The sequence below is a fragment of the Candidatus Nitrospira bockiana genome (genome assembly GCF_965152565.1).
This window is the reverse complement of the sequence record NZ_OZ224215.1, coordinates 2,208,528-2,232,738: the sequence shown is the minus strand read 5'-3', so window position 1 is coordinate 2,232,738 and position 24,211 is coordinate 2,208,528. Positions and strand designations below refer to the sequence as shown.

Annotated in this window: 25 protein-coding genes; 8 read left to right on the top strand and 17 right to left on the bottom strand. The window is 66.6% G+C overall.

What is annotated here, in order from left to right; translation table 11 throughout:
- The first annotated feature begins 102 nt into the window (after window positions 1-102).
- Both gnd and zwf read left to right on the top strand, forming a co-directional pair.
- Window positions 103-996 (top strand): phosphogluconate dehydrogenase (NAD(+)-dependent, decarboxylating), encoded by an 894-nt coding sequence (gene gnd / locus ACWHYV_RS10905; RefSeq protein WP_447980669.1) that lies wholly within the window; start codon window positions 103-105, stop codon window positions 994-996.
- Between the two features lie 19 nt (window positions 997-1,015).
- A complete protein-coding gene (zwf, locus tag ACWHYV_RS10900; protein WP_447980668.1) occupies window positions 1,016-2,542 on the top strand; it encodes a glucose-6-phosphate dehydrogenase in 1,527 nt (508 codons plus the stop codon).
- 4 nt (window positions 2,543-2,546) lie between these two features.
- Here zwf and ACWHYV_RS10895 read toward each other — a convergent pair whose 3' ends face one another.
- The 3 genes from ACWHYV_RS10895 to ACWHYV_RS10885 form a co-directional block, all read right to left on the bottom strand.
- On the bottom strand, window positions 2,547-3,296 hold the full coding sequence (locus ACWHYV_RS10895; RefSeq protein WP_447980667.1) for an OmpA family protein: 750 nt from the start codon (window positions 3,294-3,296) through the stop codon (window positions 2,547-2,549).
- An 87-nt stretch (window positions 3,297-3,383) separates the two neighbouring features.
- Window positions 3,384-3,698, bottom strand: a complete 315-nt coding sequence (locus ACWHYV_RS10890) for a thioredoxin family protein (protein ID WP_447980666.1) — start codon at window positions 3,696-3,698, stop codon at window positions 3,384-3,386.
- A complete protein-coding gene (locus tag ACWHYV_RS10885; protein WP_447980665.1) occupies window positions 3,695-4,336 on the bottom strand; it encodes an SGNH/GDSL hydrolase family protein in 642 nt (213 codons plus the stop codon). Before ACWHYV_RS10885 ends, ACWHYV_RS10890 begins: the two co-directional genes overlap by 4 nt.
- Before the next feature lie 176 nt (window positions 4,337-4,512).
- Between ACWHYV_RS10885 and ACWHYV_RS10880 the strand changes: the two genes are divergently transcribed.
- Together ACWHYV_RS10880 and ACWHYV_RS10875 are read left to right on the top strand one after the other, a co-directional pair.
- On the top strand, window positions 4,513-6,273 hold the full coding sequence (locus ACWHYV_RS10880; protein ID WP_447980664.1) for a HEAT repeat domain-containing protein: 1,761 nt from the start codon (window positions 4,513-4,515) through the stop codon (window positions 6,271-6,273).
- Window positions 6,270-7,802: an HD-GYP domain-containing protein gene (locus tag ACWHYV_RS10875; RefSeq protein ID WP_447980663.1), complete on the top strand. Its 1,533-nt coding sequence runs from the start codon at window positions 6,270-6,272 to the stop codon at window positions 7,800-7,802. Before ACWHYV_RS10880 ends, ACWHYV_RS10875 begins: the two co-directional genes overlap by 4 nt.
- 25 nt (window positions 7,803-7,827) lie before the next feature.
- Here ACWHYV_RS10875 and ACWHYV_RS10870 read toward each other — a convergent pair whose 3' ends face one another.
- From ACWHYV_RS10870 to ACWHYV_RS10815, 12 genes are all read right to left on the bottom strand, one after another.
- Window positions 7,828-8,115, bottom strand: coding sequence for a hypothetical protein (locus ACWHYV_RS10870; protein ID WP_447980662.1), 288 nt, complete (start codon window positions 8,113-8,115; stop codon window positions 7,828-7,830).
- Window positions 8,116-8,242: 127 nt separating this feature from the next.
- Window positions 8,243-9,076 (bottom strand): universal stress protein, encoded by an 834-nt coding sequence (locus tag ACWHYV_RS10865; protein ID WP_447980661.1) that lies wholly within the window; start codon window positions 9,074-9,076, stop codon window positions 8,243-8,245.
- A gap of 30 nt (window positions 9,077-9,106) precedes the next feature.
- Complete coding sequence (pfkB, locus tag ACWHYV_RS10860) at window positions 9,107-10,039, bottom strand: 1-phosphofructokinase (RefSeq protein ID WP_447980660.1); 933 nt, start codon at window positions 10,037-10,039, stop codon at window positions 9,107-9,109.
- Window positions 10,036-10,341, bottom strand: coding sequence for a formate/nitrite transporter family protein (locus ACWHYV_RS10855; RefSeq protein ID WP_447980659.1), 306 nt, complete (start codon window positions 10,339-10,341; stop codon window positions 10,036-10,038). Before ACWHYV_RS10855 ends, pfkB begins: the two co-directional genes overlap by 4 nt.
- 103 nt (window positions 10,342-10,444) lie before the next feature.
- Complete coding sequence (gene fdhF, locus ACWHYV_RS10850) at window positions 10,445-13,156, bottom strand: formate dehydrogenase subunit alpha (RefSeq protein WP_447980658.1); 2,712 nt, start codon at window positions 13,154-13,156, stop codon at window positions 10,445-10,447.
- 18 nt (window positions 13,157-13,174) lie between these two features.
- A complete protein-coding gene (locus ACWHYV_RS10845; RefSeq protein WP_447980657.1) occupies window positions 13,175-14,671 on the bottom strand; it encodes an NADH-ubiquinone oxidoreductase-F iron-sulfur binding region domain-containing protein in 1,497 nt (498 codons plus the stop codon).
- An 81-nt stretch (window positions 14,672-14,752) separates the two neighbouring features.
- Window positions 14,753-15,214, bottom strand: coding sequence for an NADH-quinone oxidoreductase subunit NuoE family protein (locus ACWHYV_RS10840; protein WP_447980656.1), 462 nt, complete (start codon window positions 15,212-15,214; stop codon window positions 14,753-14,755).
- Window positions 15,211-16,560 (bottom strand): hypothetical protein, encoded by a 1,350-nt coding sequence (locus ACWHYV_RS10835; RefSeq protein WP_447980655.1) that lies wholly within the window; start codon window positions 16,558-16,560, stop codon window positions 15,211-15,213. Before ACWHYV_RS10835 ends, ACWHYV_RS10840 begins: the two co-directional genes overlap by 4 nt.
- Before the next feature lie 36 nt (window positions 16,561-16,596).
- Window positions 16,597-17,553: a universal stress protein gene (locus tag ACWHYV_RS10830; protein ID WP_447980654.1), complete on the bottom strand. Its 957-nt coding sequence runs from the start codon at window positions 17,551-17,553 to the stop codon at window positions 16,597-16,599.
- Between the two features lie 2 nt (window positions 17,554-17,555).
- Window positions 17,556-17,978, bottom strand: a complete 423-nt coding sequence (locus ACWHYV_RS10825; RefSeq protein ID WP_447980653.1) for a cupredoxin domain-containing protein — start codon at window positions 17,976-17,978, stop codon at window positions 17,556-17,558.
- The gene (locus ACWHYV_RS10820) at window positions 17,975-18,547 is read right to left on the bottom strand and encodes a universal stress protein (RefSeq protein WP_447980652.1); all 573 of its coding nucleotides are present in this window, start codon (window positions 18,545-18,547) and stop codon (window positions 17,975-17,977) included. The genes ACWHYV_RS10825 and ACWHYV_RS10820 overlap by 4 nt, the downstream gene beginning before the upstream one ends.
- Complete coding sequence (locus ACWHYV_RS10815) at window positions 18,499-18,996, bottom strand: hemerythrin domain-containing protein (RefSeq protein WP_447980651.1); 498 nt, start codon at window positions 18,994-18,996, stop codon at window positions 18,499-18,501. The genes ACWHYV_RS10820 and ACWHYV_RS10815 overlap by 49 nt, the downstream gene beginning before the upstream one ends.
- Before the next feature lie 547 nt (window positions 18,997-19,543).
- Here ACWHYV_RS10815 and ACWHYV_RS10810 point away from each other — a divergent pair.
- A complete protein-coding gene (locus tag ACWHYV_RS10810) occupies window positions 19,544-20,191 on the top strand; it encodes a protein-L-isoaspartate(D-aspartate) O-methyltransferase (protein ID WP_447980650.1) in 648 nt (215 codons plus the stop codon).
- Window positions 20,191-21,051, top strand: a complete 861-nt coding sequence (locus tag ACWHYV_RS10805; RefSeq protein WP_447980649.1) for a universal stress protein — start codon at window positions 20,191-20,193, stop codon at window positions 21,049-21,051. The genes ACWHYV_RS10810 and ACWHYV_RS10805 overlap by 1 nt, the downstream gene beginning before the upstream one ends.
- A 43-nt stretch (window positions 21,052-21,094) precedes the next feature.
- On the opposite strand, the gene ACWHYV_RS10800 is transcribed toward ACWHYV_RS10805, so the two are convergent.
- Complete coding sequence (locus tag ACWHYV_RS10800; protein ID WP_447980648.1) at window positions 21,095-21,661, bottom strand: adenylyl-sulfate kinase; 567 nt, start codon at window positions 21,659-21,661, stop codon at window positions 21,095-21,097.
- A gap of 75 nt (window positions 21,662-21,736) precedes the next feature.
- Window positions 21,737-22,822 carry a phosphotransferase gene (locus ACWHYV_RS10795; RefSeq protein WP_447980647.1) on the bottom strand — a complete coding sequence of 362 codons (1,086 nt, stop codon included), beginning with the start codon at window positions 22,820-22,822 and terminating at the stop codon, window positions 21,737-21,739.
- A gap of 265 nt (window positions 22,823-23,087) precedes the next feature.
- On the opposite strand from ACWHYV_RS10795, the gene ACWHYV_RS10790 reads away from it, so the two are divergent.
- Window positions 23,088-23,639 (top strand): cold shock domain-containing protein, encoded by a 552-nt coding sequence (locus ACWHYV_RS10790; protein WP_447980646.1) that lies wholly within the window; start codon window positions 23,088-23,090, stop codon window positions 23,637-23,639.
- Window positions 23,640-23,706: 67 nt separating this feature from the next.
- A complete protein-coding gene (locus ACWHYV_RS10785; protein ID WP_447980645.1) occupies window positions 23,707-24,165 on the top strand; it encodes a hypothetical protein in 459 nt (152 codons plus the stop codon).
- The last annotated feature ends 46 nt before the right edge of the window (window positions 24,166-24,211 follow it).

The following is a 24,211-nucleotide window of genomic DNA, read 5'->3' as shown; positions in this document are numbered from 1 at the left end:
CCCGGATCTCGCCCGATGATTCATCGGCTCGGAAGGCCGCCGAGCAGGTGTGTTAGATTAGACCCGACGACCCGCCGCATAGCCACCGCTGAGAGGATTTCCATGGAACTTGGATTCATCGGCCTGGGAAAGATGGGCATGAACATGGTCACCCGCCTCCGCCAAGGCGGCCATCGCGTCGTCGTCTACGACCGATCGGCGCCGGTCGTCCGGCAGGCGGAGGAGACCGGGGCGATTGGGACCGGCACGCTGCGCGAGCTCTCGGCGCAGCTCCGTCCCCCGCGCGCCGTCTGGGTCATGGTCCCCGCGGGACCACCGACCGAAGAGACCGTGCGCGCGTTGGGAGACCTGCTGGAGCGCGGCGACGCGATCATCGACGGCGGCAACACGCGTTACCACGACGATGTACGGCGTGCGACGGAGCTTCGCACGCGCGGGATCGACTACGTGGACGTCGGCACGAGCGGCGGCGTCTGGGGCTTGAAGCTCGGCTATTGCCTGATGGTCGGCGGCGGTGAGGCCGTCGTCCGGCGTCTCGCCCCCGTCTTCGAGACGCTGGCGCCGCCCGGCGGGTGGGCGCACGTGGGAAGCCATGGCGCCGGCCACTACGTCAAGATGGTGCACAACGGAATCGAGTACAGCCTGATGCAGGGATATGCCGAAGGGTTCGAGCTGATGGCCAAGAGCGAGTATCGCCTCGATCTGGCGCGCATCTCCCGGCTCTGGCTCCAAGGCAGCGTCGTCCGTTCATGGCTGCTGGAGCTCGCGGCCGACGCGCTCGCCGAGGACCCGCGCCTCGAGCAGCTCAAAGGGTACGTCGAGGACTCCGGAGAAGGACGGTGGATGATCGAAGACGCCATCGCGAAGGACGTGCCGGTCCCTGCATTGACCACCGCCCTCTTCACACGGTTCCGCAGCCGGCAGGCCGAGTCCTTTGCCGACAAGATGCTGGCGGCCTTGCGACGGGCGTTCGGCGGCCATGCGGTCAAGCACTGACCCGGCCGTAGGGGGATCGATGCTCCAAATGGAGGCGGACAGCGGGCGCAAGAAGGTGCCGGAGCCCTGTGCCATCGTGATCTTCGGCGCGTCGGGCGATCTGACCCGCCGCAAGCTGATCCCGGCGCTGTACAATCTCCAGCTCGACGGGATGCTGCCGCCCGAGTTCGTCGTGCTCGGGACCGGGAGGACCCCGCTGACGCACGAAGAATTTCGCGCCCAATTGCGACTGGGCGTCGAGGAGCATTCACGTCGGCCGCCCGAGACCCGCGCTTGGGCCGAGTTCGAGCGCCGCCTCTTCTATCTGGCCGGATCCGGTCGCGACCCCAAGACCTATGCCGCCCTCAAGACGACGCTGGACACGCTCGAAGCGGAGCTGCACCTCCCCGGCCATCGCATCTTCTACCTGGCCGTCCCACCCGACGCCTACATCCCGACCTGCCGGGGCCTGCAGCAGGCCGGCCTCGCCCATCCTCATGATCCCTCCCGGCCCTTTTGCCGGGTCATCGTGGAGAAACCGATCGGTCAGGATCTGGAATCCGCCCGCCACATCAACGACGCGCTCGGGCAGGTCTTCGATGAGTCACAAATCTTTCGGATCGATCATTATCTCGGCAAGGAAACCGTTCAGAACCTGATGGTCTTACGGTTCGCGAACAGCATCTTCGAGCCGGTCTGGAACAACAAGTACATCGACCACGTCCAGATGACCGTGAGCGAAACCAACGGGGTGGGAACGCGGGCCGCCTACTACGACGAGACCGGAGCCCTGCGCGACATGGTGCAGAACCATCTCCTCCAACTGCTGTGCCTGGTGGCGATGGAGCCGCCCTACTCCCTCGACCCCGATGTCGTCCGCGACGCGCGGATCGATGTGCTGCGCTGCTTGCGGCCGCTGGTCGGCCCGGACGTCACGCGCATGACCGTTCGAGCGCAATACACCCATGGCAAGGTCAAAGGGGAGGACGTCCCGGGGTATCGCCGGGAAGCGGGCGTCAAGCCCGATTCGACGACCGAAACCTATGTGGCGCTCAAGCTGTACGTGGAGAATTGGCGCTGGGCCGGGGTGCCGTTTTACCTTCGGACCGGCAAGGCGCTGGCGAAGCGCGCCAGTGAGGTCGCGGTGCAGTTCAAAGATATCCCGCAAATCCTCTTCAACGCGAATCCCCAGACGCCGCAAGCGCCCAATGTGCTCACGCTCCGCATCCAGCCCGAAGAGGGGTTCTCGCTTCGCGTCATCTCCAAGGTGCCCGGGACGAAAGCCCAGACCCACCCGGTCGAGATGAACTTCCGCTACGGTGACGCTTTTGGAGGCGTCTCGCCCGAGGCCTACGAGCGCTTGCTGCTGGACGTGATGTGGGGAGACGCGTCGCTCTTCATGCGGCGCGACGCGGTGGAGGCCTCATGGGGGTGGGTTCAAACGATCCTTGACGGCTGGAAGGTCGAAGGGACCCGCTGGCTGCCCGAGTATCCGGCCGGCACCTGGGGTCCCGTGGAGGCCGACCGGCTGATCCAGTCGGACGGCCGCACCTGGAGGACACTCTGAGCGCTCAGCGGCGAACGATCATGTGGGCGCGGCGGTTGAGCTGAAAGCAGCGTTCGTCCAGGTCCCGGCAGAACGGCCGTTCCTTTCCATACGAGACGACCGCCAGCCGGTTCGTCTCCACCCGCTGTTCACCCAAAAATTTCGCGATCGCCCGCGCCCGCCGCTCACCGAGCACGAGATTGTACGCAAAGCTCCCCCGGTCGTCACAGTGTCCCTCGATCACGAGTCCCTTGTCGGTGTGGCTCCTGAGCCACGCGAGGTTCTTGAGTAGCGCCTGCTGCCCGTCCTTCGAGATCAGCGCGCTGTCGTAGGCGAAAAACACGTCGTGGAGCCCCTCGACCTCGCCGAGGTCGCCGATCAGATCGGTGGCGCCGCCGCCCGGCACGCCGTCCCCGACGGCTCGTCGGCTTCGCGGGATCCCCATGTCGCCGTAGCCGCCCGAGGAGGCCGGAGGGCTGGTGACGATCTCATCCCCGGCGATACGGACTTCGCCGTCGGACCGGCCGAGGCTGAGAGGATCGGGACGGTCGACCTGCGACAGCGAGGGCGGCCCCGGCGGCAGACTCCTCGCCTCGGGTACGGTCGCGCGCGCCCCCGGTGACGCGATTCCTCCCTCGCGACGTGGGTCCGACGCGGACCGTTCGAAGAGGCCGTCACCGGCGTTTCCGGTCACCGTCCTGCTGCAGCCCGTCGCACCCGCCAGGCACACAAGGAGGAGCAGCCCGCTGAGGAGCGTCGTCGTGTTCGTTCGCATGAGTCCACCCTCCGTAAGAGGCCTGCTCCAAAGCTAACAAAAGGTGGACGGGTGTCAACCGGCGGTATGACGTCGATCCGCGCGCCGTCACGCGAGCGGCAGTTGCTTCCGGATCTCCTCCATTTTCCCGAGACCGCCGATAAACCGCTCGAACCGTCCATTCTTGTACAGAGCCAGGGCGGGCAGCGACGAGATCTCCAGCTCGGCGGGAATCTGATGGTTCTCCTGCACGTTCATCTTGAGGATCAACACGCGGTCCCCGACGTCCTCCTGAAGCCGCTCCAGCTCCTTGAGCAAGGCCCGGCACCCGCCGCATCCCGGCTGCCAGAACTCGACGAGCACGGGCTTCGTCGACGTCTCCACGACGCGATCGAACCGGCGGTCGTCGATCTCCTCGATCATGGCCGGCGCCTCCTCGCGTGCTCACCCACCTGCCTGGCCACGAGGTCGGCCAGGAGACGATAGCCGGCGGTGGTGAGGTGCAGCCCGTCGTTCGAGTAACGGGCGGCAAGCCGCCCTGTGCCGGGCTCGGCGGTTTCCGCGAAGAGATCCACACAGGGCATCGCCCGCTTGGCCGCATGCTCCACGAGCCACGCGTTCACGATCCGCCGGCGGCGAAGATGCGCGTCGATCCACGCGGCGCCGGACGGGTCGCCGCCCGCGTCGGCACGAATGGAAGGAATCGTCACGGCGACCGGTTGGACCTGCTCCTGGATGGCCGTATCGTACATCGTGATCAAATTTCGGATGATCTCCTCGGGCTCCAGGTCCCAGCCCAGATCGTTCGTCCCGCCGAGGATCACCACGTAGTCCGGATGCCGCGCGATCACGTCCCGCGCAAAACGAGCGACCATGTGTCGGGTCAGCTCCCCGCAGACTCCGCTGATCGCGATGCACGCCCTCCCGCCCAGCAGCTCCTCCAGAAAGACCCCGTATGGCGTCTCGGCCCCGCCGGGGTTGTCCGGAGTCGGCGCCTGGTACCCGGCGGTCAGGCTGTCGCCGAAACAGACGATGGAGATCGTGCGGGATGACCTATCCATGCCGTCCATCTGCAGTGACCGAATGATTCTGAGTCCTCGGTTTATTGACAAAAATCGGCCGACCGGGGACACTTTTCCTCAGCATCGTCCGTGGACGATGGGCTGGCCCACCGCGAGTGTTCCTGAAGCCGCATGACTTTGCAAGATGAGCCCGCCGCGCCGACCGGAGCGCGGGAATGACCGCTACGATGCCAGAGGCCACCGCACCAGCATCGCCGACCGCCAACCAGCCCGGCGCCTCACCCGACGCGGCCGAGTTCCAGGCCATCAAGCAACTCCTGGCGCTGCTCGACAAGACGTTCAAGACGGTCCGGACGTACGGGCCGAACAATCCCGTCGCACAGAAATTCTTCCAGCAATTCTACAATTACTTGTCGATCCAACTCGCGGCACAGGACGTCCTGCAGTTCCTCGTCCAACGGTCGGAGCTGTACTATAAAGGTGAAGTCGTCTACCGCTCCTCCTCCCCAACCGAAAATCTCGCTTTCAAGCTGCATGCCGACGGCATTCGGGAGCTGTCCCTCCACGAGGGCCTGAGCCAGGAGGACCTGCTCTACTTCTTGGATGCCGTCTGGGGCACCTACGACCAGGAGGCGTCGGACGACGACATCGTCACTCGTCTCTGGGAGAAGAATCTTTCGACCATTTCCTTCGTCACCGCCGAGGAGATCGTCAAGGCGGACACGACCGTGCTCGAGCCCCAGGACTCCCAATTGTTCACCCGCCCCGTCTCGGCTCTGACCGAGGTCGCGGCCCAGGAATCGGCGCGCAAGAAGGACGAGGAGACCACGCTCGGGGGCGGTCAGGCGCAAGGGCAAGGCAGTGTGGCCGTCTACGAGGTGTCGCCCGAGGAGATGCAGAAGCTCGCGGAGGAGATCCAAGCGGAGTCTTCCCGCGACAATATCACCTATCTGCTCGACATGCTGACCGCCATCCTCGCGAGCGAACAGTCGCACGTCGTCCTCGATCGACTCCTGGGGCTGTTCACCGACATCCTGGAGACGCTGACGAAGGCGGGCAATTGGAAGCTCCTGAACATGTTCGTCAACCTCCTCCACGAGGCGCAGGAGCTCTGCCCGAATCTGTCGGAGGAGCACAAGAGCAAGCTGGGGCAGCTCTTCGACTCGCTCGGCCGTCCGGACCGGCTGAGGGCGATCGAAGGAGCGTTGAACGCAAACGCCGCCAGCCCGACCGAGGACCTGCATGCCCTGCTGCTCATGCTGAGCCCGGCGGCCGCGCCGTCGTTGTGCATGCTCATGGCGAATCTCAAGCACAAGGTGCACCGGATGATGGTCTGCGAGGTCTTGGCGACCCACGCGAAGGCCAACCCCCTCGTCCTCGTCAAAGGGCTCAACGACTCCCGCTGGTACGTGGTGCGCAACCTGGTCTACATCATGGGGAAGGTCGGCGGCGAGCATCTGCTCAAGCACCTGGAGCCGCTGGTGCGCCACCCCGACACGCGGGTGCGCAAGGAAGTGTTGCGGACGATGAAAGCCGTGAGCCCGTCGGGAAAAGTCGACCCGTTCGTCGCGTTCCTGAACGACCCGGAAGAGTCCGTTCGGCTGTCCGCCCTCAAGATCGTCTCCGCGGGCGAGTACAAGACGGCCTTCAAGACGTGGGTTCCGATCGTCACGTCGCCGTCGTTCGCTGATCGATCCGTTTCCGAGAAGAGAGCCTTGTTCCACGCCATGCGACTGGCGTCCGGCGACGAAAACGTCCCGTACTGGCGCCAGCTCGTGACCCGGCGAGCCTGGCGGAACCGGAAGCTCCATGAAGAGACGGCCGTGCTCGCCGCCGAGGCGTTGGGTGCGCTCGGCACCGCCGACGCCGTCGAGGCGCTTCGAGCCGGCCGCAAGCGCTTCAACCGGGCGATCCGCAGGGCATGCGAAACCGCGCTGGGAGCGGCCGCCGCCCAGCCGGACGTGAAAGCGCCATGATCGAGACGAAATCCTCCGCCGCCTCCGGTTCCGACGGCTCGCCCGTCGACCAACCGCTCCTCACGCATGAACGGTCGCTGTCGGGGAAGATCGCGCACGGCTCCGAAGCGCGCGACATCCTGGACCAGCAGATTCTGTGGCTCGGCTCCCAATGCGTGGCCCAGCTCTACTCCCTGCTCCGCACCGCCCGTATCCATGACCGCGGGAATTCGGCGCTCAACCAGCCCGTCAACGCGATTCACAAGATCGTCAAGACGCTCGGGCAAGACCATCCGGTGGTGCTGCGTTTCCAGAACGACTTCCTCTTTCTGGGCGACATGCACCTGAAGGTGACCGCCCAACAATTGGCCGTGTTCACCGGGCTCATGGACGTGCTGGCCTCGTGGCGGCTGGGGGCGATCTCGTTTGCGCCCACGATCGAGCCCGGCGAGCTCCGCGAGTTCGCCTATCTGCTCGTGACCCGCGACCCCGCCGCGACGACCGTGTTCGATCTCCAGCAGGACATGAAGGAGCGGGGGATCACGTCGATCCAGGTGGAAGAAAGCAAGGCCGTGACGGCCACGAAAGTGGACCGGCGGTCGGAAGCCCGCACGCTGGCCAAGAGCAGCTATGCGAACGCCGCGGGCGCGGTGCAGGCGTTGGTCCAGAGCGTGCGCGACGGCAAGCGCCCCAGCTTCAAGCAGGCGAAGCGCGCGATCGAGAACTTGGTCGATTTGATGCGCTACGACGAGTCGGTCCTCCTCGGCTTGACAACGCTCCGCTGCCACGACGAGTACACGCACAACCATTCGGTCAACGTCTGCGTGCTCTCGTTGGCACTGGGCAATCGCGCCGGCTATCCGAAGACGGACCTTGCCGACCTCGGCCTGGCGGCCCTCTTCCACGACTCCGGCAAGGCGTCGATCCCGCTGGAGGTGTTGAACAAGCCGGGCGAGTTCACCGAGGAAGACTGGCAGGTGATGCGCAGCCACCCCACCGAAGGGGTGATGAACATGGTCCGGCTGCGCGGGATCACGAATCTGCCCGGCCGCATGGCCGCGGCGGCGTTCGAGCATCACATGAACTTCGACTTCTCCGGCTATCCCAAGCTGACGGTCCCGTGGTCGCAATCGTTGACGGGCCGCATCCTCACGATCGCCGACTGCTACGACGCGATGACGTCCGCGCGCGTCTATCGTCGGGAGCCGATGCCGCCCGAGCGGGTGCTCAAGATCATGTTCGCCAAGAGCGGGCAGTCCTTCGATCCCGTCCTGCTCAAGCTGTTCGTCAACTGCATCGGCATCGTCCCGATCGGAAGCCTCGTGCTCCTGGACAGCGGGGAGCTCGCCGTCGTGTTGAAGCCGAACCCGGACGCCCGGATGGCCCAGCGCCCGGTCGTCCGCGTCATCAGCGACGCCGCGGGTCAGGCCGTCGACGGGCCGGAGCTCGACCTGGCGGAGACGGACCGCGGCGGCTACTATCTTCGCTCGATCGTCCGGCTCGTGGACAACACCGAGTACCGCTTCGACACCAGCCGCTACTTCGTCTGATCGCCGGACCTCTTTCCTCCGCTCGCTACCGCCTCAACCCGCCTTTCAACGGCTGCACCGAGGTCACGGCGCCTTGGGGCGTGACGAACGCTTCCACCTGATCGCCCGGCTTGAACCGGTCCCCGAGCTGCGTCTGCTTGCTCAGATGCAGGACGATTTCCTGGCCGTCCGCTTTCTTGACCCGCATAGTCTGCTCATCCACCGTGAGCACGTCTCCTTCGATCGTCCCCATCTTGTCGGGATCAGCGGCCGCCGCGGGCCCGGTCCAGGCGAACACCGCGCAGAGGAGGACGAGGGTACGGATGACACGCATAATCACCTCCCGGCTTTGGTTCCAGTATGCGGGGCCAACCGGGAAGAGCACCACAGGTCGGGGGAGCAGCCGAAGGCCGGCATTCGTGCATCCGGAATTCAGCGATCGCGCTACGCAGAGACCCGGGTCAGCGGACGACGAGGACGGAGGCCGGGCTATGGTGGATCAACTTGGTGGAGACGCTGCCGAGGAAGAACCGCGCGATCGCTCCCAAGCCCTTGGCACCCGCGACGACGGCGTCGACCTTGTGCGCCTCGGCGAGCGCGATCAGCTCGTCGGCGGGGCGGCCGAGCTTGAGCGCCTCGCGCACCGTGTACCCGGCCTTCGCCAACCGCTCGGCTTGGCGATCGACGAGATGGCGCCCGGCGACCTTCAACTCGGGATAACGAAGGAACGGCATGACGTGGGCGACCACCACTTCCGTCGCCTCCGGACGCCAGGCGTCGCAGAGAAACCGTAACGCTTTGTGAGCGCTTTGTGACCCGTCGGTCGCCAGCAGCAGCCGGCGGATCGGCCGGGGGGCCTGTTTGACGACGAGGACCGAACAGGGCGCGTGCAGCGTGACCTGCGTGGAGACGCTCCCGAGCATGAACCGGTCCAGCGGATTGAGGCCTCGACTGCCCAGGACGATCAGGTCGCCGCGCCGCGCGTGTTTCAGCACCGCCTGGGATGGAACCCCTTTTTCGAGGAGCACCTTCCCCGACAAGCCCGAGGACGCGAGGAACTCCTTGGCCTCCGTCACGACCCGCTGGGCTTGCTTCTCGAGCCGTTTGATCTCGAGCTGGATATAGGGTTCGTTCCCCGCCACCACGGGCTGCACCATGAACGGCGCACGCAACGAGACGAGATCGAGCGCGTGCACGGCGACGACCCTGGGCGGATCGACCAAGGGCAACTGTCGCACCCACTGCATCGCCCATCGCGCATGCTTGGACCCGTCCACCGCCAGCACGATCTTCATGCCCCCTCCTTTATCGGGCCTGACGCTCGATCAGGCCAATCGCGTGATCGCCACGCGCGGCGCCAGACGCTGCACGTCGCGGAGCCGGCACAGCTGGTTTCCCGGGCGCAGCGTCGCCGCCGTGCCGGCCGCGGTGGCCACACGCAGACAGTCCTCCAGCGCTTTCCCCCCGGCGTGACAGAAGACGAACCCCGCCACGGTCGAATCCCCCGCGCCGATCGTGCTCTTGACCGTGACCCGCGGAGGCGTGGCGCGATAGGAGCCGTCGGGGCTGCTCACCAACAGCCCGGCCGGCCCGCGGGACACGATCACGATCTCGATCCCTTGCTGGTGGAGCCGACGGGCGGCGTGCAGGAGATGCGCCTCGTCGGGGAGTGCTCGCCGGGTCAGTCGCTGAAGCTCGTGCACGTTGGGCTTGATCGCAAACGGCTTGGCCTGGATTCCGAGCCGGAGACACGGCCCATCGGCGTCGAGGATCGCCCGGGCCCCGCGACGTTGCACGAGCCGGATGATCTCGGCGTAGGCACCGACCGCGATCCCTCGCGGGAGACTGCCGCCCAAGACCACATAAGCGTCCCGGAGATCGAGCCTGTCGAGATGCGTGAGGAAATTCCGCCATTCCTCGCGCGTGACTCTGGGCCCCGCGGAATGCAGCAGGGTCTGCCCGCACGGGCCCCGCGTACTGATGATCACGTTGCGGCGGGTCTCATCGGAAATCGGCGTGCAGTAGCAGTTGACCCCCTCCCGCTTGAGCAGCTCCAGCATCACCGCTCCATTGTGCCCCCCGATGAAGCCGAGCGCGATGCTGTCGCCGCCCAGATGGCGGACCGCACGGGAGACGTCGATCCCCTTGCCGCCGGCGTAGAGACATTCCGACCGGACTCGATTGGCTTCCTCGACGGTCAGAGCATCGACCTCGAGATAATGGTCGAGCGCGGGATTCAAGGTGATCGTATAGATCATGAGGCGTCGATGGACGTCCGGGCCTCGACGGCGCCGTCGGCCCCCGGCGCCTGCCGGAGGTACACGAACCAGTAGATCAACGCCACCAGCACCGCGCCGCCGAGCACATTTCCGATCCTGACGAACAGCAGACGGCTCAGCACGGAGCCGAGGCCGATTGCAGGCTCCCCTCCCGCCACCATGAAAACCCCTATCGGGAGAAAATACATGTTCGCGACCGAATGTTCAAACCCGCACGCGACGAACGCGTTGTTGGGAAAAAGGATCGCCACGACCTTGTCGAGGACCGTGCGCGACGCCATGGAGAGCCAACAGGAAGACGATGAAGGAAGGAAGCCGTTCGAGTGAGCGACGCGTCTCGGCGGTCGGTCATGGCATCGGGGAGTCGAACGGTGCGACCGCGCCTCAGATCAACTGCCAGCGGACGGCCGGGTGGATGGTCCGCACCGGTTCGGCGCGCACGGCCGACACCTTGTACTCCGGGCACTTCGAGCTTTCATCCGCGCTCGAGGACAACAGCGCGTTCACGTCGCTCGCGGGAAAGTGAAAGCTCGTGAAGAGCTGTCCCGGCTGAACCCGCTCGCTCGCGACGACGGGAAGAACCGCCTCGCTGCGCGCGCTCACCAATCGTACGCAGTCGCCGCTGTGCACCCCCAGGGCGGCCGCGTCCTCCGGGTGCATCTCGAGGACGTCGGTGTCGACGAGGTCGCGGATGTCGGTTCGCCTCGTCTGCGCCCCGCAGTTGTAGTGTTGAAGAATCCGGCCGGTGATGAGGATGAAGGGATACTCGGCCGTCGGCGATTCCCCCGGCGGGAGATACTCGACCGGAATGAATCGCGCGTGCCCCCTCGGAAACGCCTCCCTGTGCATCAGCGCCGTCCCGGGGTCCTCGGGGGTCCGCACCGGCCACTGCAGGCCGCCTCCCTCGTCGAGGCGTGCATAAGAGATCCCGGCCATGGCCGGAGAGAGCGCCGCAATTTCATCCATGATCTCCGATGGATGTGCGTAGTCCATCATGTATCCCATTCGCTTTGCGACCTCGCAGACGACGTGCCAGTCCGGGATCACGCCATCCGGCGGATCGACCGCTTTCCGGACCCGCTGCACGCGGCGCTCGAGGTTCGTGAACGTCCCGTCCTTTTCGAGGAACGCCGCGCCCGGGATGACGAGATGGGCGAGCTTCGCCGTCTCGCTCATGAAGAGGTCCTGGACGACCAGGAACTCGAGGCGCCGAAGCGCTTCGCGCACCTTCTTGAGGTTGGGGTCGGTCTGAGCCACGTCGTACCCCACGATCCAGAGGCCCTTCAGTCGGCCCTCCAGCGCGGCGTCCCACATGTCGGGGATTTTGAGCCCGCGCGCGACGGGCAGCGGGCGTCCGGTCAACGCCCGGTGTTTGGCCTGAAGCTCGGGATCCTCGAACGATTGGTAGCCCGCGAAATAGGTCGGGAGGCAGCCGACGTCCGAGGCGCCTTGCACGTTGTTCTGCCCGCGCAGCGGGTTGATGCCGGTGCCGGGACGGCCGACCTGACCGGCGGCGAGCGCGAGGTTGCAGAGCGCGATCACACCGTGGCTGCCCCATCGATGCTCCGTCACGCCCAACCCGTGCATGCACAACGACGCACGGCTGGTCGCGTACCGCCGCGCCGCTTCACGGATCACCTCGGCCTTGACTCCGGTGATCCGCTCGGCGGACTCGGGTGTGCACTCGGACACCGACGCCATCCACTCGGCAAGACCGTCGGTACGGCGCTCGATGAACGGGCGATCGAGCAGGCCTTCCCGAACGAGGACGTGTCCCATGGCATTGAGCAGCGCGACGTTCGCCCCGGGCCGCACGGGCAGATGCAGCGTCGCCATCCGGGCGAGCTCGGTGCGCCGTGGATCGATGACGATCAGCGGGGTGCCGCGGCGGACCGCCCGTTTGAGGCGGGCGCCGACCACGGGATGCGATTCGGTGGGATTCGCCCCGACCACGAGCAGCAGCGTCGCGGCATCGATGTCGGCGATGGAGTTGGTCGCGGCGGAGGCGCCGAAGACCTCCATCATGCCCGTGACGGTGGCGCTGTGGCAGACCCGCGCGCAGTTGTCGATGTGATTGGTCCCGATGACGCACCGCATGAACTTGGCGAAGAGGTAATTCTCTTCGTTCGTCCCCCGGCTGGACGAAATGGTCGCCACGGCATCCGGCCCATAGGTGTCCGTCAAGCGGCGGAATTCCCGCGCCAGGCGATCCAACGCCTCCGGCCACGCACACGACTTCCACGCCTCCCCCTCTCGCACCCGGGGGCGGCGAAGCCGATCCGGAGCGTCGAGATAGGTCCAGCCGAACCGTCCCTTCATGCACGCGTGGCCCAGGTTGGCCGGTCCGTCATCCGACGGGACCATGCCGACGACGCGACCGTCTCGCACGCCCGCCTCGAGCCGGCATCCGACCCCGCAGTAGGCGCAGACGGTGAGCACGCGCTCGGTCGGCGGCCCGAACCTGGAGAGCGACCGCTCGACCAACGCACCCGTGGGGCATTCTTTGACACACGCGCCGCACGAGACGCAGTTCGAGGCGCCGAAGCCGTTCCCTTGGCCGGCGGCCGGACGAGCCTCGAAGCCCCGCCCGAGCATCGTCAGCGCACACGTGCCTTGGATCTCGTCGCACGCGCGAACACAACGCGCACAGGAGAGACAGAGGCTGTTGTCGAACGAAAAGAACGGATTCGACTCGTCCCGGTAGGAGGCCCGGAGCTGTGGACGCTCATAACGCACGCGCTCCACTCCCAAGCGCTCCGCCCATTCACGCAGGACCGGCGGAGTCGGCGCGCCCGCGGGCTGCTCGGACAGATACAGCTCGACGATGCCGCGCCTGATGCGGCTCAGCCGCTTGGACTCGGTGTGGACGACCATCCCCTCGCGGACGGGGGTGGTACATGCCGCGGGGAGCGCGGCCTGCCCATCCACCTCGCACACGCACATGCGGCACGACCCGAATGGCGCCAGATGGTCCGAGGCGCAGAGCGCGGGAATCGCCAGGCCGGCCCGCTTCGCCGCGTCGAGGATCGTCTCTCCTGGAACGGCGTCGACGAGGCGTCCGTCGATGGTGAGCTGCCCAGATGTGGAAGCGCTCACAGCCCGGACCTCCGTAGGCTACAGTCCGTTCGGATACTGGCGGTCTCGAAATTCATAGCCGAAGTGCTCGATCGCACTGAGGACCGGGTACGGGGCGCGCCCGCCGAGGGCGCAGAGGCTCGCCGCCTTCATCGTCTCGCCGAGATCCGCGAGCAATTCGAGGTCCCCCATCCGGCCCTGCCCGCGCTGGATCCGTTCGAGAATCTCCTTCGCGCGGACCGATCCGATCCGGCAGGGCGTGCACTTGCCGCACGATTCATCGGCCGTGAAGGTCATGAAATGACGGGCCAGCTCGACCATGTCGGTCTCATCGTCATAGACGACGATCCCGCCGTGGCCCAGGATCGCGCCGGCCTTGGCGAACTCGTCGTAGCAGAGACGGATGTCGAGCTTCGCGGCGGGGAACAGCGAGCCCAACGGCCCGCCGACCTGCACCGCCTTGAACCGGGACCCGGCCGGCATCCCCCCGCCGAACCGGTCCAGCACGTCCCCGAGCGTCGCCCCGAACGGAATCTCGACCAGCCCGGGCCGGCGGACACGCCCCCCGATCTGAAGCGGGATCGTGCCCTTCGAGTGTTCCGTGCCCATCCCGGCGTACCAGGCGCCCCCCTCGGCGAGGATGGACGGGAGCGTCGCGAACGTGAGCACGTTGCTCACGACCGTCGGCCGGCCATGGAGCCCGGCGATCGCAGGGTACGGCGGCTTGGCGCGGACCACTCCCCGCCGCCCCTCGAGCGATTCGAGTAACGCCGTCTCCTCCCCGCAGACATAGGAACCGGCGCCGACGAACAGCTCCAGGCGCACGGACGTTCCACGGCGGTCGAACAGCCCGCTCGCGTCGGCCTTCGCGAGCGCGGCGCGGAGGACGGCTTGCGCGGCGGGGTATTCTTGACGGCAATAGATGTACCCCTGATCGGCCCCGATCGCGCGGGCGCAGATCAGCATGCCTTCGATCAAGCGGAACGGCTCGCCCTCCATGATCATCCGATCGCAATAGGTGCCCGCATCGCCTTCGTCGGCATTGGCGACGACGTATTTCCTGTCGGCCGGCTGCCGGCGCGCCGCGTCCCATTTGATCCAGACCGGAAACGCGGCTCCGCCCCGGCCGCGCAGGCCGGAGCGCTTCAGCTCGCCGATCACCGCATCCGGCGAAAGGTCCCAGGCGCGATCCAGGCCGCGGAATCCGCCCCGCGCTCGGTACTGCTCGAGCGAGAGCGGCTCGGTCTCGCCGAAGTTCCGGTAGACGACCCGCGTCTGCTCCGCCAGCCAGGCAAGATCCGCGACCCGGGTGCCCCCGCGGCCGGCCACGATACGAGGCAGGTCCGACGGCTCGGCTCGCGCCCACACCATGCGGCCCTGCGGCGTCTCCCGCTCCACGGCCGGCTCCAGAAAGAAGGCCCCGCGCGAAGAGGTGCGGACGATCTCGATGCCCGGGCTCGCGGCCCAGGCGTGGACTAACCGTTCGATGCCGGCGGCCCGGGCCGAGGTGTCGTCGGACAGGAAGAGGCGAATCATTCGGTCCTCCATTCAGTCCGCATGCGCCATCCGACTCCCGAGCACGGCCTCATGCCCATCTGATCGCTCACCAAGCCTCGCTCACCGATACTTCTCGAGGAGCCGTGGGATATCGCCCGGCGTTACGCGCCCGTACAGATCCTCGTCGATCAGCAGCGTCGGCGACACGGCGCAATTGCCCATGCAATAGACCCGCTCCAACGTAAAACGCCCATCCGGCGTCCGGGCGTGAAGGCCGATGCGGAGCTCGTCACCCAGCGCGGTCAAGATGCGGGCGCAGTGGTTGGCCACACAGGACTCCCCCACGCACAAACGGATAAGGTGCCGGCCCGGCTCTCGGGTACGCACGACCGGGTAGAAGCTCACGACCCCGGCCACGTCCGCCTCGGTGACGCCGAGGTGCCTGGCGATCTCGCCGATCGCGTCGGGGGAGACATAGCCGATCGCGCGCTGGACGGCGAGCACGGTGCGCAGGATGTTCGGGGGACGCGTCGGCTCGGAAGCGAGCGCCTGCGCGAGGGCCTCGGGGACGGGCGTGTTCACCGCCGGACCTCCGGCAGCCCGACGTGCGCGCGGAGCTGGTTGTACTCATACCCGGGCCGCCCGGTGCGACGAGCCGCAAGATCATCCTGTTCGAGACGGTCGATCAAGGCCGCCACCCGGGCGCGCCGGTCCGGCTGAGCGGCGGCATGGCGCGGCGTGGCGCCGTTCAAGGCCGGTGACTCCCGATCCGCCCACTCCAAATACACCGATTCTTCGAACACGGAGAGCAGCCGCCGCTCCTCCTCCACCGGCACGATGACGGTCACCGGCGGGCGGCTGTCTCGCGCCAGATCGACGACCGGCGGCTCATGCCGAGGCGGGACCGTGGTCTCGCCCCGGAAATGGAGGAGGAACCCGAACGTCGACGCCAGCCGGTGCTTGAATCGATCCAGGCGTTCCTGCCCGTCGCATTCGAGGACCAGTTGGACCGGCGTGAGCGACAGGCGCGCGACCACCCGGCCTTCGGCGTCGCGCTCGATCCACGCCTGGACGGCCCCGTCCGTCTCCGCATCCCGCACGACGCCCTCGAGCCCCTCGAGGCCCTGGCGCAGCACGGTCGCCGCCTGATGTTCATACACGGCGACGGCGTAGAGGAACGGTCGTCCGTCCGGCGTGCCGTAGCGAATCGAGGCTTCTGCGGTCAGCAGCGCGTCGATCCTGGCCTGGGCCACCATCCAGAGCAGCACGTAGCCGTAGCGCTTGGTGAACTCCCGCCATTCGCCGAGCGCGAACGACCCCGCCTCCGCTTCCAGCTCCCGCCGCCACTCATGGGCGCCTTCCAATACGGCGCGGGCGATCCCCGGCGCCAGAAGCACGACGGCCCCGGCGAGCACGGCGCGGTCGGGGAGCTGGATCAGACGGGCCAAGAGGACCTGCCCGACCCGGCCGCGACCCAATGCCCCGGCTTCGATTCGGGCCTCCCGGCCATCCCCGAGCGACCGCAGGGTGACGCGACCGGCCCCGTCTTCTCCGTCCACCGCCACGATCTCGAGCAGGTCCATCGAGGAGTGCTTGAGCGGATCCAACCAGGCGCGCTCCTCCTGCGGCACGTGCACCTCGATCTCGTCTCGAATCTGCTCGATCAACGACAACTGACCGTCTTCGGGAAACACGTCCGCGAACAGATAGAGATCGGCCAACTCGAGCTCCTCCGGCAGCGGGAACACCCCCAGGTCCTGAAACTCGCGATAGGGCCGTAGGGCCCGCCCGAGAGCCAGCTCGCGTTGGCGGCGAAACTCGGGCCTGCCCGCCTGGGCGGCCAGCCGATCCAGGAGCGCCCGCAACGACGGCTCGACGGGAACGGCGGCGCCGGCATCGACGACGGCCGCTTCATTCTCTGGCTTCATGGATCTCCTCCATCACGATCGCCTCCGCGTCGAGCCTCATGGCGTCTCGGCGTAGACGCGTGAGCGGTTCTGGACGATCCGGCTGATGCCGGGCGCGAACTTGGGAGACTTGACGGTCAGGACCGGGCATGAGGCCCGGCGGAGCACGGCCTCCGCGACGCTGCCCTTCAGCACGTGCGACAGGCCCCGCCGCCCATGAGTCCCCATGACGATGAGATCGGCGTCGGACTCCTGCGCGGATTCGAGGATGGAATCGGCCGGGAGCCCGCCCTTGATCCGATGCTCGATCGGGACGCCTTTCGATCGGATCGCCTCCTCCAGCCTGCGCAGCTCGGCTTCGACTCGCGCCCGCAAGGCCTGCTGGGCCGCCGCGTGTCCGAGCGTGAAATCCAGGCCATAGGCGACCGGCTCCAGCACGTGGAGGACCATCACCCGAGCGCCGAGACGCTGAGCGATCTGCACCCCGTATTCGAGCGCATCGAGCGAACAATCCGAAAAATCGACGGGAAGCAGGATGCGCGCGATGTCGGCGGGCGCATCCGGGCGAGCGTCCGCCGGGCTTGTGGGACCCCGTACGGTGAGCACCGGACACGGCGCCGTCCCGACGACGCGCTCGGCGGTACTCCCGAGCAGGACGTGTTCGAGCCCGGTGCGCCCGTGGGTCCCCATCACGATCAGATCGATGCCAAGATCGCCCGCGGCGCCGACGATGGCCGTGCTCGGGAGGCCCACCCGTTGATGACCGGCCGCTCGCACGGAGGCGGTGAGACGCCGCACGGCCGCGGCCGCGTGCCGGTCGGCCTGCTTCTTGAGCTCCTCGAGGTAGAGCATGTTGACCGGATATTCGGGATCGAGGCCGGGAGAAAGCTCGAGGACGTGCAGGACCTCGATCGAGGCCCGATACCGCCGGGCCAACAGGACGGCGTAGGCTTCGGCGCGCTGTGCGCACGGTGAAAAATCGGTCGGCAGGAGGAGACGCTGGATGAGGCTCATGCTCACACCGCTCCGATGTTCAGCAACAAGAGCTCACCGACCATGTCGGGGTGGATCGAGCAACGGAACTCGAATCGTCCCGCGCGCTCGATCGTCAGACGAACCGAGGCCCGGCGGTCGGGATCCAAGAGGACGCCGCCGACGGCACGCCCATAGGTCACCACACCGTCGCTTTCCACCTCGGTGGCCGCGTTGTAGAACATGTTGGACCCGAAGTCATGCCGGACGTCGTCCTCGTTGTGGACCACGATCACGGTCGGGATCCCCGGCAGCAGCGGCGCCGCGCTCGCGATGAACCGGAAGCCCTTAATCACGACGTCGACCCGCTGCTCCTGCTGCGCCTGAGCCGGCGGCAGGAGGCCCGGCGCACACGCGACCAGCATCCAGACAAGCACCCGGATGACGCGCCCTCGGCCGGTCCTCATCGTCCCTCCTTTCGTCGAGCGGGGCCGACCGGTCGCGGCAACGCGCCCGGCAGCGGGACCGTGAGCACCGGACACCCCGCCGTTCGAACGACCTTTTCCGCGGTGCTGCCGAAAAAAATCTTCTCGACGGCCTCCGCCTGCCCGCCGTAGCTGCCCATGACGACCAGGCCGGCTTTTTCCATCCTCACGGTGCGGGCGATCTCGACGAACGGTTCTCCCTCGAGCACCAGCCGCCGGATCGGGAGGCCTTTGGCATCGTCCGATTGCACCAGCCGGCGCGCGTTGAGCCGGGCGTAGTGGCGCAGGCGTTTCTTCTGCCGGGCCTCCTCGGACGGCAGCGCCAGCCCCAACCGGTTCAGCGCCGTCAAGCTCTTCGTATCCACGACGTGCAGGAGGATGATCTCCGATTGAAACACCCGGGCGAGCGCCACGGCGACGCGAAACGCCGCCTCCGAGCACGGGGAGAAGTCGGTGGGCACGACGATTGTGGGGAACAAGCCGTTCGCCATGCTCACCTCCGTCACGCCGATCCGCCCCGCGCCGTCCCGGCGCTCGATGGCTCGCAGCACCGCCGACCCTGCTCCTCGGGCATCTGCGCCATGCGCTGCATCAACGCCTCGGCGTCGGCGGACGCCAGCAAGCGGTCGATCCAGGGATAGAGGATCCGTTCCTCCTTCTGATTGTGCGCCGCGAGCGTGTCGACGAGTTGCCGAGCGAGCAGATCGAACGCCTTCCCCTCGCGCAGTCGGTCGTGAATCTGGTCGAGCCCTTCTTTGATGCGGCGGTGTTCCAGCCGCATGACCGCGGTCGGCCCTTGGCCCTCCATCCCGGACTCCCGATCGAACACCGGGAACAGCAGGTCCTCCTCCCACACGATATGCCGCTCGAGCCCTTGGCGAAACCCGGTGAACGCCCCCATCGCCCGGGTGAGATCGGTCGAGGCGGCGGCTGTCGCCTCGGTCAACAACCGGTCCAGCCGGTCGTGATCGTCCTGCATGAATTGTGTGATCGTCCTCATCCTGTCTCCTTTCTCTCCCTCTTTTCATCTCTAGCGTGAGCAAGGGCAATGCCATGCACGGTTCCCCTCGTCGTTCACGCGCCTGGTTTCTCCTTCCTTTACCCCGCTTGCGGCGCACCTTCGCCTTCACGCCACGCAGGGGGGAGTCCTGCTACAGTCAGGCGAGCGCGATGTAGCGGAAGTCCACATGCATGCAACTTCTCGGGAACGCCCAGATCATTGAGAGCTGAAGACGCACGGCCCCTCGTCACGTGACTATTGGCATAGGGCTTGCTCGCTCTACTCTGTGATCAGCTTCAAGACAACGGCAGCCTTGCACCGGCCTGTCGGTTGGCAGCCGGTCTCGTCGCGAGTCGCTTCGTATGGTGGAGGCGTTGACCAAAGGCAGATGGCTCCTCCTCGGCGCCGTGCTGCTCGGTGTCCTCCTGTTTCTCTATCTGGTCTTCTTCTGCCCCACCGAGTGCCATTGAGCTGTTTCATTTCCGATGGAAACGGAGTAAACGACACGAGGGGGCCGACCGTGTGCCCAGACGAGCACGGACCCGAGATGGACTTTACCGAACCGCGCGCGCACATGGTCCGCGAGCAACTCGCGCGCCGCGGCATTGCCGATCCTCGCGTCCTTGCCGCGATGGGACGTGTGCCGCGCCACGCCTTCGTGCCGGAGCCGGATCGAGAGCTGGCCTATGAGGACTGCCCGCTGCGGATCGGGCAGGGCCAAACGATCTCGCAGCCGTATATGGTCGCGCTGATGGTGCAAAGTCTTGCGCTCACGGGCGAGGAGACCGTGCTGGACGTCGGCACCGGATCGGGCTATCAGGCGGCGGTGCTCGGCGAGATGACCCGCATGGTGTACACGATCGAGCGCCTCCCGGAGCTTGCCGACGAAGCCCGGAGGCGTCTGGCCGCTCTCGGATATCGAAACATCACGGTCCTCGTCGGAGACGGGAGCGTCGGGCTCAAGGAGTATGCCCCGTTCGACGCCATCGTCGTCGCGGCGTCGGCCCCTGAGGTTCCCCCCTCACTGCTCGAGCAGTTGGCCGAGCACGGGCGGCTCGTCATCCCGGTCGGCACGGAATCCGGCCAGACCTTGTGCCGGGTGCGGATGGTGGGCGGTCTGCCGCGATTCGAGGATCTCGGCTGCTGCATGTTCGTCCCGTTGATCGGACGCGAAGGCTGGCCCGTGAGGTGTTGATGCGCGTCCTGTTGGCCGTCGACGGATCAGAGCAGTCGTTCGAAGCCGCCCGAGCCATCGGGCGCCTCGCGCGCCCCGAGCACCTGACCGTGCTGCATGCGCTCGATGTCCCGACCCCGACCCCGGCGTTCTTCATGCCGGAAGCGGTTCAGGATCTGTACCGCGCCGTGGAACGGGAAATGCGGGAGGACGGCGATCGCCTGCTGGCCCGTGTACGCTCCATCATGCCGGAGGATTGCGGCATCATCGATACGCGCATCGAGACCGGGAGCCCGGCGGACGCGATCGTTTCGACGGCCGAACGCGAGCGGATCGACCTCATCGTGATGGGGGCGCGGGGGCTCACCCCGACCAAAGAAGTGGCCTTCGGCAGCGTGTCACACCGGGTCGTGGCCCACGCCCCGTGTTCGGTGCTGATCGTGAACCGGCCGATGCCCGCGCTCACGCGCGTCTTGCTCCCGATCGAAGGCCGGGAGGACGCGGAGGCGATCATCCGCTGGTTCGAGCGGCGACCGTGGGCCTCCCCGGTGCACATCGACGTCCTGCACGTCCTGCCGCTGGACGGCCGGTGGACCCAGCGCCTCACGAACGCCGAGAAGCTCACGGACATGGCGTCTCGCGCGGCGCAGCGTTTCGTCGAGGACATCGCCGCGCGTCTGTCGCTGGTCCAGTGTTGCGCGGTGCCGATGACGCGCCGAGGGGTGCCCGCGCTCACGGTGCTCCAACAGGCGGCGGAGCTAAAGCCTGATCTCATCGTCATGGGCCCCCGCGCGCGTTCCGGGGCGACCCGCTTCCTGCTCGGCAGCGTCTCGCACAAGGTCCTTCACGCCGCGCCTTGTCCGGTCCTGATCGTCCGTTGAGCGCTGATGCCGCGCCGGCCGAGCACGGCCTTCGGCGCGGCGCTCACCGCACGAGTCCCCGTCCTTCGAGCAGCGTCAGGATCGAGCGCGCGGCGGCGGCCGGCGGGGTCGTCTCTCCAGAAACCCGAATATCGGGCGCGAGCGGCGGCTCATAAGGATCATGCAGGCCCGGGACATTTCCCGCCTCTCCGGCAAGCCCCTTTCGGTAGATCCCCTTCGGATCACGCGCGATGCAGACTTCCAAGGGGCACTCGACCGCCACCTCGATCAACCCTGGGATCAACGTCTTGGCGAACTCCCGATAGGTGCGTTTCGTAGCCGTGGCGTCGATGAGGACGTTGATTCCATGGGCCACGAGGCGGCTTCCGGCGAAGGCCAGGGTTCGATAGAAGAGCGCCCGCTCTTCCGCCGAATAGGTGGGCGCCGGCGTCAGGATGCGCCGGACGGCGTCGGATTCGAGCACCTCGACCACGACGCCGCGCTCGCGGAGCTGTCGGACGAGGGCGGCGGTGATCGTGCTTTTCCCGGAGGCCGGCAGACCGGAGATCCAGACGGCAAAGGCCGGAGTACCGGCCGAGGCCGTGTTCGTCTCACGCACGGGTTCGGTCATCGGCACGCGCCCCGAGCCAGGCGCTGCCGCCCGTCCTTCTGTCGCTCCTCCATGGAGGCCATCTGGATGACTCGACTATTTCAAGTACCGGTTCACTTCCGCCGGATTGAATCGGTCGTCGGCCAGCACATTTTGGATGAACCGGAAGATGCTGAACCGAACCGGGGTCGTGAGATCGGGATACCAGAGCGGGCTGGCGATCACGAGCCCTCTGAACGCAAAGAACGGCGCCGCCGTTTCCGTCACCTGCCGGTCGCCGCTCTTCGTCATGTACCGCTCCCAAAATTCCCGAAAGAGGATCTCGAACGGCCCCCGCAGGTCGCCCGAGCGTCTGAGCGACGAGAACAGGTAGTTGATGGTCATCGACGTCACATCATCCGCCGGCTCCCCCCATTCGCCGCGCGAGCGATCGAGGACGCTGAAATCGGTGCCGCGCCGGAACAGCACGTTCCAAGGGTGAAAATCACCGTGCACCTGCGACAGCCGTCCCGTCCGGCCGCGAAGCCGCCAGCGCCAGCGATTGCACGCCTCCTCGATCGACCGTAACAGCGCTTCCGTGATGAACTCATAGCGCGGGGGGTAGCTGTCGGTCAGCCCCATGATGCATTCCCCGTGGCCGAGCAGCTCGCGGAGCCGGCGGCGATACAGGTCGGGCTGCCGGCGCTTGCGCGCGTGGATCGACACCAAGTAGTCCGCCAGCGCCGCGGCGCGCCGTCGATCGGCCGGCGTCAGGCGTCCGGAGCGCGCCATCCGTGCCAGATCCGTGTAATAGCTGGCGCCTTCCGCCCACTCGGTCACGACGAAGAATTCCTTCGCCGGCGCCACCGACATCAGGGCGTGGGTACGCGTGAAGGCCCCGACATCGACGGCACGGACATGACGCGGGAGACGCCCGTACGAGTCATAATCCCACAGGAGGGCGGCGGCGCGATCCGCGGGATGTTCGTGCCCGAACGGACCCGGCCTCATCGTTTCCAGGACGAGCGGCGTGATCCGCCCGTCGCGCCGCACGACCAAGCGAATCGGCGCCCCATAGCCGTACCCCTTGAGCGTCGGTCCGGAGGTCTCTTCCCCGATCGGACCGAAGCTCACGAGCTCGGTGCGAGCGCCGAACCGACGACGGAGATACTCTTCGATCTGCTGCTTCCGCAAAATCGGCATGGCCCGGTATCCAAGCAAAACCCATTCCGCGCGGAGCCTCGCTGGCATTGCTGCATTCGGCTCCACCATTGAAATCGCGACTGAGGAAATATGCGCCATGCGCGACACGCGGCCGATGCCGCGGAAGGCCGAGAAGAGGGCCAAGACCATCTATGAGAGCTGAAAACAGCGAGCTGAAAACAGCACGTACGCAGCCTCCCTTGGATGGCATCTCGCTTGCGTCAGCGAGCAGTGAATCGACGTCAACCCCAACCACGGAGTGCCGATGGATCTTCAAATCGAAAGCCGCAACGTCGTGATGACGCCGCGATGGAAGACCGAGATCGAACAGCGGATGGCGGATCTCCAGGCCGGACATGAGGATGTCATGCACGGGCGAGTGACGCTGACCAAGAATCGCCACCACAAGAAGAATGCGTTGGTCGCGGAAGCGTTCGTGCTCGTCACGCTGCCCGGCCGGCAGACGTTTACGGCCCGGAAGGAGGACAAGACCTTCGAGGAGGCGATCCGCGCCGCGTTTGCGGCCGTGGAAACGGAGCTCCGCAAGTTCCGCGAGAAGCGCGCGACGAAAGAGATCCGGACCGAGCCGATTCCGCCGATACGGGGCGTCATTACCAAGATCTTCCCCGAGAAAGGCTACGGGTTCATCCTGAAGGACGGCGGCGGGGAAGTGTACTTTCACAAGAATGCGCTGCGCGATGTCGAATTCCAGGAGCTCGCGGACGGCACCGAGGTCGTCTTCAACACGGAGGCGGGCAACAAGGGGGACCACGCCACCGTGGTGAGCCGGCCGCCGGCGATCCCCGGGCTCGAATGAACCGGCGTTGAGTCCTCATTCGGAGGTGTGTCGGCGGTCAATAGCTATTTTTAACCAGGAGGATGTGATGGATACACGGCGCTCCATAAAGCGGTTGGCGGTCCCTCTAGCAATGGCGGCCCTCGCCTTGCCGGGGATCATGGGCGATCCTCTCGTCGGGGCGAGCGATCCGGAGATGAAGATCGAGGTTACGATGCAAGACAAGGCCTATCACGTGAAAGGGCACACCCTCCCGGGCGTGCTCACCGCGATCGTGCTCCGCAATCAGGACACGGTCACCCATGGATTCAGCTCGCCGTTGTTGAAAGACGTGGCGATTCGGAAGGAGGGGGACGCGGTCGAGGTGCGGGAAAAGGGCGTCCGTTCCTTCCACGTCGATCCCGGCAAGACGGTGACCCTGTATTTCACCAGAGGGCATAGTCCCGACCGCGAAACCATTCAATACCCCTTCTGGTGCGACATCCATTCCCAGATGAAAGGGGAGTTTCTGGTGGTCGAGACGACGGGGGAGATCGGTGGCGGCTGACGACCTCCAGCGGAGGGGCCGCCAGGCCCCTCCGAGCCCCATCGAC

Bases quoted from the DNA above. Each gene is read 5' to 3' on its own strand.
- ACWHYV_RS10890 (WP_447980666.1), bottom strand. From the start codon at position 3,698: ATGATCGAGGAGATCGACGACCGCCGGTTCGATCGCGTCGTGGAGACG.
- ACWHYV_RS10790 (WP_447980646.1), top strand. From the start codon at position 23,088: ATGGATCTTCAAATCGAAAGCCGCAACGTCGTGATGACGCCGCGATGG.
- ACWHYV_RS10855 (WP_447980659.1), bottom strand. From the start codon at position 10,341: ATGGCGTCGCGCACGGTCCTCGACAAGGTCGTGGCGATCCTTTTTCCC.
- ACWHYV_RS10875 (WP_447980663.1), top strand. From the start codon at position 6,270: ATGATCGAGACGAAATCCTCCGCCGCCTCCGGTTCCGACGGCTCGCCC.
- ACWHYV_RS10865 (WP_447980661.1), bottom strand. From the start codon at position 9,076: ATGAAGATCGTGCTGGCGGTGGACGGGTCCAAGCATGCGCGATGGGCG.
- ACWHYV_RS10825 (WP_447980653.1), bottom strand. From the start codon at position 17,978: ATGAGGACCGGCCGAGGGCGCGTCATCCGGGTGCTTGTCTGGATGCTG.
- gnd (WP_447980669.1), top strand. From the start codon at position 103: ATGGAACTTGGATTCATCGGCCTGGGAAAGATGGGCATGAACATGGTC.
- ACWHYV_RS10870 (WP_447980662.1), bottom strand. From the start codon at position 8,115: ATGCGTGTCATCCGTACCCTCGTCCTCCTCTGCGCGGTGTTCGCCTGG.
- ACWHYV_RS10810 (WP_447980650.1), top strand. From the start codon at position 19,544: ATGGACTTTACCGAACCGCGCGCGCACATGGTCCGCGAGCAACTCGCG.
- ACWHYV_RS10785 (WP_447980645.1), top strand. From the start codon at position 23,707: ATGGATACACGGCGCTCCATAAAGCGGTTGGCGGTCCCTCTAGCAATG.
- ACWHYV_RS10845 (WP_447980657.1), bottom strand. From the start codon at position 14,671: ATGATTCGCCTCTTCCTGTCCGACGACACCTCGGCCCGGGCCGCCGGC.
- ACWHYV_RS10805 (WP_447980649.1), top strand. From the start codon at position 20,191: ATGCGCGTCCTGTTGGCCGTCGACGGATCAGAGCAGTCGTTCGAAGCC.
- zwf (WP_447980668.1), top strand. From the start codon at position 1,016: ATGCTCCAAATGGAGGCGGACAGCGGGCGCAAGAAGGTGCCGGAGCCC.
- ACWHYV_RS10800 (WP_447980648.1), bottom strand. From the start codon at position 21,661: ATGACCGAACCCGTGCGTGAGACGAACACGGCCTCGGCCGGTACTCCG.
- pfkB (WP_447980660.1), bottom strand. From the start codon at position 10,039: ATGATCTATACGATCACCTTGAATCCCGCGCTCGACCATTATCTCGAG.
- ACWHYV_RS10835 (WP_447980655.1), bottom strand. From the start codon at position 16,560: ATGAAGCCAGAGAATGAAGCGGCCGTCGTCGATGCCGGCGCCGCCGTT.
- ACWHYV_RS10885 (WP_447980665.1), bottom strand. From the start codon at position 4,336: ATGGATAGGTCATCCCGCACGATCTCCATCGTCTGTTTCGGCGACAGC.
- ACWHYV_RS10815 (WP_447980651.1), bottom strand. From the start codon at position 18,996: ATGAGGACGATCACACAATTCATGCAGGACGATCACGACCGGCTGGAC.
- ACWHYV_RS10880 (WP_447980664.1), top strand. From the start codon at position 4,513: ATGACCGCTACGATGCCAGAGGCCACCGCACCAGCATCGCCGACCGCC.
- ACWHYV_RS10795 (WP_447980647.1), bottom strand. From the start codon at position 22,822: ATGCCGATTTTGCGGAAGCAGCAGATCGAAGAGTATCTCCGTCGTCGG.
- ACWHYV_RS10830 (WP_447980654.1), bottom strand. From the start codon at position 17,553: ATGAGCCTCATCCAGCGTCTCCTCCTGCCGACCGATTTTTCACCGTGC.
- ACWHYV_RS10895 (WP_447980667.1), bottom strand. From the start codon at position 3,296: ATGCGAACGAACACGACGACGCTCCTCAGCGGGCTGCTCCTCCTTGTG.